Annotated in this window: 6 protein-coding genes and 1 pseudogene; 5 read left to right on the top strand and 2 right to left on the bottom strand. The window is 47.9% G+C overall.

Going from position 1 to position 11,994, the window contains the following annotated elements; translation table 11 throughout:
- Nucleotides 1-2 precede the first annotated feature (2 nt).
- Complete coding sequence (lysS, locus tag ACP2WE_RS09620) at nucleotides 3-1,643, bottom strand: lysine--tRNA ligase (RefSeq protein WP_425215339.1); 1,641 nt, start codon at nucleotides 1,641-1,643, stop codon at nucleotides 3-5.
- Nucleotides 1,644-1,887: 244 nt separating this feature from the next.
- Here lysS and dxs point away from each other — a divergent pair, with 244 nt between their 5' ends.
- The 5 genes and pseudogenes from dxs (at nucleotide 1,888) to ACP2WE_RS09595 (ending at nucleotide 11,116) form a co-directional block, all read left to right on the top strand.
- Nucleotides 1,888-3,813: a 1-deoxy-D-xylulose-5-phosphate synthase gene (gene dxs / locus ACP2WE_RS09615; RefSeq protein ID WP_425215338.1), complete on the top strand. Its 1,926-nt coding sequence runs from the start codon at nucleotides 1,888-1,890 to the stop codon at nucleotides 3,811-3,813.
- A 324-nt stretch (nucleotides 3,814-4,137) separates the two neighbouring features.
- Nucleotides 4,138-4,377 (top strand): hypothetical protein, encoded by a 240-nt coding sequence (locus ACP2WE_RS09610; RefSeq protein WP_425215337.1) that lies wholly within the window; start codon nucleotides 4,138-4,140, stop codon nucleotides 4,375-4,377.
- A 6-nt stretch (nucleotides 4,378-4,383) separates the two neighbouring features.
- Nucleotides 4,384-4,491: pseudogene (locus ACP2WE_RS09605) on the top strand (HNH endonuclease); the annotation flags it as partial.
- Nucleotides 4,492-4,637: 146 nt separating this feature from the next.
- Nucleotides 4,638-9,656, top strand: a complete 5,019-nt coding sequence (locus ACP2WE_RS09600; protein WP_425215336.1) for an nSTAND1 domain-containing NTPase — start codon at nucleotides 4,638-4,640, stop codon at nucleotides 9,654-9,656.
- A 107-nt stretch (nucleotides 9,657-9,763) separates the two neighbouring features.
- Nucleotides 9,764-11,116, top strand: coding sequence for an ATP-binding protein (locus ACP2WE_RS09595; protein WP_425215335.1), 1,353 nt, complete (start codon nucleotides 9,764-9,766; stop codon nucleotides 11,114-11,116).
- Between the two features lie 80 nt (nucleotides 11,117-11,196).
- Here ACP2WE_RS09595 and ACP2WE_RS09590 read toward each other — a convergent pair whose 3' ends face one another.
- A complete protein-coding gene (locus tag ACP2WE_RS09590) occupies nucleotides 11,197-11,946 on the bottom strand; it encodes a hypothetical protein (RefSeq protein WP_425215334.1) in 750 nt (249 codons plus the stop codon).
- Nucleotides 11,947-11,994 lie beyond the last annotated feature (48 nt).

Raw genomic sequence — 11,994 nt, 5'->3', positions numbered from 1 at the left:
AATTATCCCACCGTAGCAATCTCATTCAGTTTTAACACCTCTTGTAATCTGGCAATCACAAAAGATTTATCTAAATAAGACAACAAACTTCCTGCTTTTGGACCTCTTTCTTTCCCTAAAAATGTAAAATAAACTGACGCAAAGGCGACTTTTTGGGAAATCTCTAATTCCTTTGCAGTCCGAAATAGGGTCGTTTGTAGTTCTTCACCATCCCAATTGGTTTCTGCTTCTAAGTTGGCGATCAACTGCGCCAGATAGGTAAGTTGCTCGGAATCTAAATTCTTTGCTTTGTCAGGCACTCGATCTAAATAGAGCACCAATTTCTCTTCTTCATCGGCATAATCCTGTAACCACTTCTTCGCGACAGAAATTCTTTGTCTGACAATCTGCCAGTCGTATTCACTGAGAGTCTTGGGGCTACGCTTTTCTACTTCCACTTCGATATCGAGGTGAGGAACCTGTAGGAGCGAAATCAAGGTACTGATATCGATCGCCTCATAGGTTGGAATCTTGGTGTTTTCCCCATCCGTACCTGACTTTTCACTCAACTTTTCATTGAGCTGCGCATACAGCAATGGAATTAAATCTTCGGTAATTTCCTGTTCGGGAACCGTAGATTCAGCATAAGCTTTATACTTGCCAATCAATGTATCGTAATCTCGAAACAGGCGTGTAATCGTTTCGTAGTTCGGTGAGAAATTAATCACACTTCGGGGTTGCGTGCGCAACATCAAGAACCGTAATAGTTCGGGTGGCATCAGTTCCGCAATTTCTTTGGCACTGGAGCCAACCCCTTTCGACGAACTCATCTTTGTGCCATTCACCAAGATAAACTCATAGGGGGAATGGAACGGTGGCTGCTTATTCAGAACTTTACGGCAGATAGAATTGGCAACATCTCTCGATCCGCCTTTTTGGGAGTGATCCTTCCCTGCCATTTCGATGCTCACCCCGATTGCATCCCACTTCGCCACCCATTCTACTTTCCAAGGCAGTTTGCCATTGCCGCCAAAGGGAGACACCCAGCCCGAATGACCGCAGCCATTCACATAGTTGGTGGCATTGGGTTCGCAGGTGTAGAAAACCTTACCGTCTTGATAAGCCGTCGTCACAGTTGTGGCGATCTTGCCGCAGTTCTCGCAAATCGGATGAAAGGGATACCAGTTGTCAGGGCGATCGGCTTTACTAACTTCTTTGTAGGCTTCTCTGACCAAATGCGCGTTGTTTAAGAATAGATCGATGTAGCGATCGAGCTTGCCCGTGCGATACAAATCGCGTAAATAATAAATCTCTGGCTTTACCCCCAGATAGTCAAATACCTCTAGAAATTCACCCATGAAATATTTGGCGTAGTCACTAGCCCTATCGTCAGGTGAGGGGGTGTTACACAGAGGGTAGCCGAGATAGGGGGCAAATTTGTCTTGGTCTAGATACTTAGGAACAGTGTCGAGCGCATCATAGTCATCGACGCCGTATAAAAATTTGACAGGCTTCCCCGCATGTTTGAGCGCGCGGTAGATCGCATCATGGATCACTACGCCCCGCAAAGACCCTACATGTACCCTGCCAGAGGGCGTTTTAGAGTCATTGACTACAATCAAATCACCCTGCGCATCTGCCGCAATCTTATCAGCCCAAAACATAGACGAGGTTACTTCTTATTAAAAACTAGAGTCTGGATACCCAGCATAACCTGTCACCCCGATCTCGTGCCAGTTTAATCAGCCTTGAGCCAAATAAATCAGTGCAATCGCCACAGTAGCAGCTATGGCTTCTGGAGTCTTGGAACAATCGGCATAAATGCAGCTTGTTAAAAATCGTGATGAACATGGCATTAACAGGATTCAGGTAGACTAGATTTAATATCAACGTTAAAAATGAGTCGCTATGCGTCTGAGTGAAATTGTCCATCCCAACCAGTTGCACGGTCTTTCTATTTCACAACTGGAAACCATTGCTCAAGAGATCCGCCAAAAACATTTAGAAACGATCGCTGCCACAGGCGGACACCTAGGACCTGGTTTAGGAGTGGTAGAACTCACCTTAGGCTTATATCAAACCCTAGACCTCGATCGCGACAAAGTCATCTGGGATGTGGGACATCAAGCCTATCCTCACAAATTGATCACAGGTCGTTATAGCCGCTTTCATACATTGCGCCAACAACATGGAGTTGCTGGCTATCTCAAACGCAGCGAAAGCAAATTTGACCACTTTGGTGCAGGTCATGCCTCTACCAGTATTTCTGCTGCCCTCGGTATGGCATTAGCGCGGGATGCCAAAGGTGAAAACCATAAGTGCGTTGCCATCATTGGTGATGGCGCACTCACAGGTGGAATGGCTCTTGAAGCAATTAATCATGCAGGCCATTTACCAAAAACAAACCTGCTGGTGGTGCTAAATGACAACGAAATGTCAATTTCTCAGAATGTGGGCGCAATTCCTCGCTATCTCAATAAGATGCGTCTCAGCCCACCGATGAAATTTATTACGAATAATCTCGAGGATCAAATTCGGAATATTCCTTTTGTGGGCGAACAGATCGGTCCAGAGATTGAGCGCATCAAAGACAATCTCAAGATTGTCACAATGGTGCAAAACAAGGTTGGCGCAGTATTTGAAGAACTTGGTTTTACTTACATTGGTCCCATCGATGGGCATAATTTGCGCGACCTGATTGACACTTTCAAAATGGCGCATACACTCGTTGGTCCTGTTATGGTTCACGTTGCAACCACCAAGGGCAAGGGTTATAGCTACGCAGAAGCCGATCGCGTTGGCTATCATGCCCAAAACTCCTTTGACCTGTCAACGGGTAAAGCCAAGACTTCGACTACAGCTAGTAAACCCAAGCCTCCTAGCTATTCTAAGGTCTTTGCAGATACGCTGATTAAACTTGCTAAGCAAGACAAACGGATTGTAGCGATTACGGCGGCGATGTCCACTGGGACTGGATTAGACAAGTTTCAAGCTGAATTGCCCCATCAATTTGTCGATGTTGGGATTGCGGAACAACATGCGATCGCTGTCGCTGCTGGGTTAGCCTGCGAAGGAATGCGCCCCGTTGCTGCGATTTATTCCACCTTCTTACAGCGCGGCTACGACCAAATCGTCCATGATGTTTGTATTCAAAGCTTGCCTGTGTTTTTCTGTTTAGATCGGGCTGGGATTGTGGGCGCAGATGGCCCCACCCATCAAGGCATGTATGACATTGCCTATCTGCGTTGCATTCCCAATATTGTGTTGATGGCTCCTAAAGATGAAGCCGAAATGCAGCAGATGATTGTGACGGGCATTCAACATAACGGCGCGATCGCCATGCGTTATCCACGCGGTAATGGCTATGGTGTACCCCTCAAGTCAGAAGGTTGGGAAGCTTTACCCATTGGTAAAGGCGAAGTGCTGCGCCAAGGCGACGATGTGCTGATGGTTGCCTATGGCTCGATGGTTTACCCAGCGATGCAAGCGGCGGAATTGCTCATGGAGCATGGCGTACAAGCAACAGTAGTCAATGCCAGATTTGTCAAACCTCTGGATATCGAACTGATCGCCCCTCTTGCCAAACGCATTGGTAAAGTCGTCACCCTCGAAGAAGGCTGCATCATGGGTGGTTTTGGTAGCGCCGTGATGGAAGCTTTAATGGATTGTGGTGTTGTCGTGCCCGTACAGCGGATCGGCGTCCCAGATATTCTGGTCGATCATGCCTCGCCCGAGCAGTCTTTTGCCGAACTCGGTCTCACCAGCGGACAAATCAGCGATCGCATCTTGGCAAATCTAGCAGTTGGCAAACAGCGATCGGTTGTGAATAGCTAATCTTGCTAGCATTTCTGAGGGTCGATGTCACAGTAGCCGCGCTTCTGTGACATCTGTATTGTCGATAAGAACGATATAAGAAAAAGTGAGCTAAGCAAACCTCAGTTCGAGATAAGAAAAGCTGAAACCCTTTATCTGAGCTATTGATGCCGTAAATGCCAAATTCTCCCCCAAAAATACCATTTATCCAGCAAATCAGGGCAGGCACGCACCATCCGATGCCCCTACGAATTGTGGTAGGGGCGATGCCCCCGTGCTCGCCCTGAACGCTTGTACACCCTATGTTTCGTTCTCAATACCTTATCCCGAATTCACGTTAAGCAAATGATTGCTCAAATGATGGTGAAGCCTTCTTCATGGGTATCGACAGGGATCGTTATGGCAAAGGTGCGCGATCGCTTTTTGTTTAAGTTCTCTGAGACATTACAAAATCGGCTAGACGATCTAAATGAGCATCTTAAGGAGAATGGTTTAAATGAAGATGAGAAAGCAGAGCTAGCGGGAATTTTGGAGCTAGATCGTATTTTTACCTTGCTGAATGCCAAAATTATTAGCGAATCGTAAGGTTGTATGGCAATTTCAGGTTCAGTAAAGCTGCTAGTAAGGCAGAGAGCAGCTTTTTTGTGTGAATATTGCCACTCATCGGAAGAGATTAGTGCAGCAAGATTTGAAATAGAAGGGAAACATTTTTAAGAAATATTTCTAAACGATCGACTATCGAAATATTGAGAAATAGCATTTATACTTTGAGCATCTTCTGAGTTTTTTGATTCTAGGAAAATCACTCACAAGTCTTAATTTTAAAGCTGCTGATGTGAATAGAGATGAGTACAGATAGACGGGCTACTCTGAAACAGCTATTACGATCGATCGCTTTGTCAGAGGGTGAGTTTGTGCTGTTACTGGCACGGTGCAATTCGACCGAGGTGCGCGATCGCCTTGTGGCAGATTTGAAAGCGCAATTGGGTGATGGGCTTTACGAGCGCCATGTCACGGATGCGGATGGGGTGGTGAATCTTGTAGATATTTTGGATGAGGTGGGTGAGGGGACGCAGGTAATTAGTGTCACAGGGTTAGAAGCTTCGCCGCACTTGAATGATATTTTGGCGCTGGCGAATAATGCGAGAGAGGAATTTCGGAGGCGTTTCAAATTTCCCTTGGTGCTATGGGTAACGGATGATGTGGAGGCGCAACTGCGTAGGCGATCGCCCGATCTAGCAAGTTGGGCTGCACCGTCCTTTGACTTTGCGCTGGAGCATTCTGAGTTGCAAGCGATGCTGGAGCGCGAGACTGCGGATGTTTTGGCATGGGCTTTTGCGCGGGAGGGCAAACGCGGCATTGGGCAAGAGTTGCAGTGGGCATGGCAGGAATGGCAGCGCCTTGAGGAAAACCGATCGCCTGAGTTAGCGGCAAGGGTTGCATTGGCGTTTGGGATTGAGGCGGGGAGTAGTGAGGTAGCACGGGAGCATTTTGAGAATTGTCTGGCACAGGTGAGTACGGGGAGTTTGGCGGCTGCGGCGCGTTATCGGTTGGGGTTGTGGTGGCAACTGCGGGGCAAACAGGAGCGAGTCAATTTTTTGGTGAATTGCGATCGCGCCCGCGAGCAGTTACAGATGGCTTGGCAGGAGCCTGAGGGTAAACAAGCATCGGTAGCCTTGGCTTTAGGCGAGATTTTGTTAGCCCTAGCCTTGTCTGAAACTGGGAATGCAACTCAATCTCAAACTGGGTCTCAAATTAGATGGCAAGCATTAGCAAATTTTGCGAATGAGTTGGCAATTCTTCCTGACTGGGTGGCGGGGTTACGCGCCGAGGAGGCGATCGCTCGTCAAGATTGGCAAGTTGCAAAGAATGAAGCGGAGAAAGCTTTACAGGGACAGGAGCGCCAAGGTTTTAATTTGTTTTCCTTGGGAAGATCGCTAATGGGTATGGATCGTGCCAAGGAGGCGATCGCAACCTTAGAACGGGCGAAAGCTTTGGTATTGCCAGAGGTCGATCCCGATTTGCATATTCGGATTTTACAAGCGTTGCATCAGGCTTATACGGTGGTGGGAAATTATCGCGATGCGTTTACGGTGAAATGCTATCGCGAGTCGGTGGAAACGAGTTATGGTTTTCGGGCATTTATTGGGGCGGGAAGGTTACAACCGCAGCGTCGGGTGGGGGCGATCGGTGAGGATGCGACGGAGGAGATTGCGGCTTCGGGACGACAGGCGGACATTGAGGCATTGGTGGATCGGGTTAAGCGGAGCGATTGTCGGTTAACGGTGGTGCATGGGCCATCAGGGGTAGGTAAGAGTTCGCTGTTGCAGTCGGGGTTAGTGCCAGCCTTGCGGAAAATTATGCATCAGTCGCGATCGATTAAGCCTGTGGTTATCGAGCATTATGAAGATTGGCAAGGGGAATTAGCGAGTAAGTTGGATTTAGCCCCCCTAGCCCCCCAGAAGAATTGGGGGGAATCAGATAATTTAGAACATTCAAAGTCCCCAAATACTGGGGGATTTAGGGGGCTAGATCCAGAAAATGGACTTACAGATAGGCTGCTTGATGAACTGCACGATCGCGATCGCCAAAATCTAATTACTGTTCTCATCTTCGATCAGTTTGAGGAGTTCTTTTTTAAGCATACGGAAGTACCCGATCGCCGTAAGTTATATGATTTTTTGCGCGAATGTCTGGCTGTGCCTTATGTATGGGTGATTTTGTCGTTGCGGGAAGATTACATTCACTATTTGCTGGAGTGCGATCGCCTTGCCAATCTTGAACTGATTAATAATGACATTCTCAATAAGAATGTGCGCTATTACCTTGGTAATTTCTCGAAGGAGAGGGCAAAGGCGGTAATCAAGGAGTTGACGGAGCGATCGCCCTATCGGTTGGAGGAGGCGCTGGTGGATCGGTTGGTGACGGATCTGGCGGCGGAGTTGGGGGAGGTTCGTCCGATTGAGTTGCAGGTGGTGGGGGCGCAGATGTTGCATGGGGATGCGAAGATTACAACTTTAGCGGCGTATGAGGGATTGGGGAAAAATCCGAAACGGGCGCTGGTGGAGGGGTGGTTGATGCAGGTGGTGCGGGATTGTGGGCAGGAGAATGAGGAGTTGGCACAACGGGTATTGTTTGCGTTGACGGAGGAGCCAGAGAAGCGTCCTGCGAAGACTAGGACGGAGTTGCAGAGGGATGTGCGGTTGTTGACTCCTTCGCTGTCGCCTGAAGAAAGGGAATTGGCGGTGCGTGGTGATTTGGATTTTGTGTTGAGTGTGCCGATTGGGGCGGGGTTGGCGTTTGAGATTCCTTCTAATCCAGAAGTTTGTTATCAGTTGATTCATGATTATCTTGTGCCGCCGATTCGTCAGCAGTTTGGGGTGAAGTTGACGCAGCAGTTGGAGGAGGAACGACATAAACGGAAGGAAGCAGAAGCAAGTTTGCAGAAGCGGAATAAGTGGTTGTTGCAAGGGAGTTTGGTTGCTACCTTGGTACTGGCTGGGTTAAGTTTAGTGGCGGTTAGTTTTGCGTTGGAATCGAGACATCAAGAAAGTATTGCTAAGCAGGAAAAAGAAAAGGCAGATAAACAGACAGAAATTGCTAAACAACAGAAAGATGAGGCTGAGAAACAGACGAAACTTGCTAAGGCTCAGGAAGGAATTGCTAACGATCAAAAACTAGCAGCGAATAAGGCGAGGGACTCAGAAAAAACAGCAAGGGAAAAGGAGGAGGAGCGGCGTAAGGAGGCGGAACAGGCGAAAAAAAATGAGTTAACACAACGACAGATTGCGGAGCAGAAGGCAGAAATTGCGCGTCGAGCAGAAGCACAGGCAAAAAACCTAGCTGAGACAAATAGGTTAGATGCTATTAACACGCGGGCAGTTGCTGACAGCCTCTATTGGAAAGAGTTAATGGACACAAACATATTTAACCTTGAAGATAACGTTGCGATCCTAGAGACTGCCAAAGCATGGAGGAACAACCTCGTTGATTTGCGTCAAGACAACTATTTGGAGTTACTATCTGCTGTGTATCGAATCACGAACACACTTACAGAGAAAAACCGTTTTGGAGATCTTTCTAACGGTAGAAGCATGGCTTTTGTTCCCAATGGGAAGAGTGTCCTCACCGTCAATGCCAATGGAAGAGTGAAATTGTTGAGCCTCGACGGACGATTGCTGCAAACCTTCAAGGTAAATGACAAGGTAGAGGACTCCATCACAAGAGTTGCCTTTGCCCCCGATGGCAAAAGCGTGCTGATGGGGGGTGGTAAAACGGCAAAGTTGTGGAACCTCGACGGACACCTGCTGCAAACCTTCAAGGTAGGGAATTTCGTCGATAGCGTCGCCTTTGCCCCCGATGGCAAGAGTGTAATAACGGGGAGTAGTATAACAAGGGACATTAGTAGCATACCAGGAAGTGAGGGAAAGGCGAAGTTGTGGAGCCTTGATGGACGATTGCTACAAACCTTCCCACATAATGATTCTGTGAATAGTGAGGATTCTGTGAATAGTGAGAATTCCGTCGCTAGCGTCGCCTTTGCCCCTGATGGCAAGAGCATAATGACAGGGGGGGGTAAAACGGCAAAGTTATGGAGCCTCGACGGACACCTGCTGCAAACCTTCCAACATGAGGATTTTGTCAATAGCGTCGCCTTTGCCCCTGATGGCAAGAGCATAATGACGGGGAGTGGGAGAAGAATAAAGTTGTGGAGCCTTGACGGGTACCTACTACAAACCCTGCAACACGAGGATTATATCAATGACGCAGTCTTTGCCCTTGATGGCAAGAGTATCCTTATCTCTATCGGCAGCAGATATCCCACAGCGACTCTTTGGAGCCTCAACAAACGACTGATGCGTTCCTTCCAAGGCTTTATCTATGGCAAGTACATCATCACTAACTACGGTATTCTTAGTCTCAACGGACAATTGCTACATACTTTCAAAAATGAGGAAAATGAGGGTTATGTCTCTAGCATCGCCTTTGCCCCTGATGAAATTAGCATTCTCATAGGCTATAGAAATAATACTACGGCAAAGTTGTGGAGTCCTGAGGGGCAAATGCTGCGTCCTTTCGATGTGGGGGCTTACGTCACTAGCGTCGCCATTACCTCCGATAGACAGTGGGTGCTGATTTGGAGTAATGATGGCAGGGTTACATTGTGGAAGTGGAACCTCGACAGGGAACCATTTCAAACTTTCCGTGGAGATGTCGTCCTTGCCCCTAACAACAAAAGTATCCTAGTGGTCGACGGGAATAACACAGCGAAGTTGTGGAGTCTCAATGGGCAACTACTGCACACTTTCACTTTGGGTAAAAAAGATGATATCACTGGCGTGGTCTTTGCCCCTGATGGTAAGTGCGTAATGGTGCTGGAGGGGATAACAGTAAAGTTATGGAGCCTCGACGGGCGGTTAATAAACACTTTTAGGGGGCATGAAGAGAAGATTACTAGTGTTGCTTTTGCACCTGATGGTAAGAGCGTACTGATAGGGGGGGGTGATACGCTAAAGTTGTGGAACCTCGACGGACGATTGCTAGCAACTCTCCAAAATGAGAATTCCATAATCAATAGCGTCGCCTTTGCCCCTGATGGCAAGAGCATCCTTACAGGAAATAAGGATGGTACTGTGAAGTTGTGGGATCTCAATCTAGAGCATTCCCTCGCCGCTATGTGTAACCATTTACATGATTTCGCCTCCCTCAGCAACGATCCCAACATCCTCGAAGAGGATCGCAAACTCCGCCAACGTGCCAAAACCGCCTGTGAAGGCATCCCCCCACCCAAGACTTCCTTCAACTTCCTAAAAAATGGAAACCTAACCCTTCTCTCCTCCATTTTTATCGGTAAGAGAGATTAAGATCCCCGACTTTTTCTTTGCAACCACAGATCGATTTTGCTAGTCACCCAAAAAGTCGGGGATCTAGACATTTTATAGATTGCTTTTGCTTACCAATCCACAAACCTATGACACTCGATCCCGTCAAATTTTTTAAGGCTTGCAACCCCAGCAAAACCCTCATCGTCTCCAACGAAACAGACCGCAGCTACTACATCGACTTCACTGCCGCCAGAAGCGGCAAACGCAAAACCGTCAGCCTCATCGACGAACTCTATCGCACCATTACCCGTAGCGACGATCGCAGCTATCAACTCTTTACAGGACATATCGGCTGCGGCAAATCCACCGAATTGCGTAAGCTGCAATACGACCTCGAACGCGAAGGCTTTCACGTCGTCTATCTCGACTCTAGCGAAGATCTGGTTATGACCGACGTAGATATATCCGACATCCTGCTCACCGTCGCCCGACAAGTCAGCAAAAGCCTCGCCGCCGCCAAAATCAAACTCGATCCCAAAGGCTTTCAAGGACTGCTGCAAAAAACTTGGAGTGTCCTCCAAAGCGATGTCAGTGTCTCAGGCGAAAGTACAATTCCCCTCGTCGGCAAAGTCTCCGCCAGCACCACAGGCGAAGTCACCGCCGACCTCCTCGGCATCGGCAAATTTAGCGCCAAACTCAAAGGTAATCCCGACGCACGCGCCCGACTGCGCCAACACCTCGAACCCCAAACCGATAACCTCCTCGAACTCATCAACAAAGAGCTTCTCGAACCCGCCAACAAAGCCCTCCAAGAACGCGGACAAAAAGGCATAGTTGCGATCGTTGATAGCCTCGATCGCCTCGAAAACACCAAAGAACGCAACCAAGCCGAATATATCTTCGTCACGCGCGGCGAAAAACTCCGTCAATTCCATTGCCACATCGTCTATACCACCCCCCTCGTCCTCAACTTCTCTAACTCGATCGCACCCTTAAGCGATCGCTTCGGCGGCGCACCCAAAGTCCTGCCAATGGTGCGCGTCAAAAATCGCGACAATCAACTCCATGCAGAAGGCATCTACCTCTTACGCGACATGGTTCTCGCCCGTGCTTTTCCCGATCTACCCTCTGAGGAACGCGCCCAATATCTCGATCGAGTATTTGACAATGCTGAAACTAGCGATCGGCTTTGCACCGTCAGCGGCGGTCACGTCCGTAACCTGCTCGTGCTTCTCTACGGCTGCCTGCAAAAACAAGACCCACCGATCGATCGCGACACCCTCGAAGAAGCGATCGCCACCCAGCGCGACTCCCTCGTGCGTGCCATCACCGCCAATGAATGGGAACTCTTACAGCAAGTTAAAGCCCAAAAAGCCGTCGTTGGTGAAGAAGGCTATCAAACCCTCCTCCGTAGTCTCTTTGTGTTTGAATATCTCGACGAACTTGGCACATGGTTCGGACTCAACCCCATCCTCGCCGAAGCCGAACAGTTGAAATAGCTCTTTGTTAACAAAATCTAGTTTTTTGAGTATTTAATGTGAATTTTGGATAAGACTTTTGATGCGAAATATAGAGTGCATTACCCTTCCCACTCATAAAGAGGTTTGAGGGCTTGGACGATCACACCTGCGGCTCTACGTCCGTCTTCGGCTTGATCTAGGGTCTTTGCTGTTGCGTATAGCTTGGATTCTAAATCTTCTACCGTTTCACAGGTGTGAAAGATCGTGTCAAGTAGATCGTTAAGGTCGTAGGTGCTGAGCGGTGACCAGTCTTTTTCTAAGGGGCTAAATCGATAGTTCAGTGCCGAAAAAAGCACGATTTTGGCATGGAGAGGACTGATATTTCTCGATACTTCTAGTCTTAGCTCAAACGGGTTGGGAATATAGGTGAGCTTTTGTTTGGTGGGTGGGGCATATACTTGTTGATAAGCTTGTTGATTGCTAAACCCCGAAGAATCAGAAGCAGTCTCAGGAGTTACTTGGGCATACGTTCTACCTTGCGTTATTGGCTCGGCTGCGCCAGACTTTTTGGGTAGAAAAGAATACAGTAGTCCAATCGTGTCAATAATTGTGTCCGCAGCAAGGAGATAGTCTGTTTGCTTGGTTAGACGTTTTACCTGATTGTTGAGCTTATGTTTGAGATCGTCTAGATTAGGCACATTGACGAGCAAAGTTTGAATCAGCTGACGTAAATCTAGATGCTTAATTTCCTCAGCGTCATTTGACCAAAAATCACTACTAGTAAATAAAATCAATCGCTTAATGCGAAGGAGATTTTCACTTTGCTCTATGTCTGCAACAATTTCATCTAGAAGATTCAAATCTTCCATAAAGTCTCCCGATCGATTCCCAAGGTTTTGCCCACTATGCAATAAGCA

Origin of the sequence: Tumidithrix helvetica PCC 7403 (assembly GCF_965232925.1) — a bacterium.
Lineage (GTDB): Bacteria > Cyanobacteriota > Cyanobacteriia > Pseudanabaenales > Pseudanabaenaceae > Tumidithrix > Tumidithrix helvetica.
This window is presented reverse-complemented; position numbering and strand designations above follow the sequence as displayed.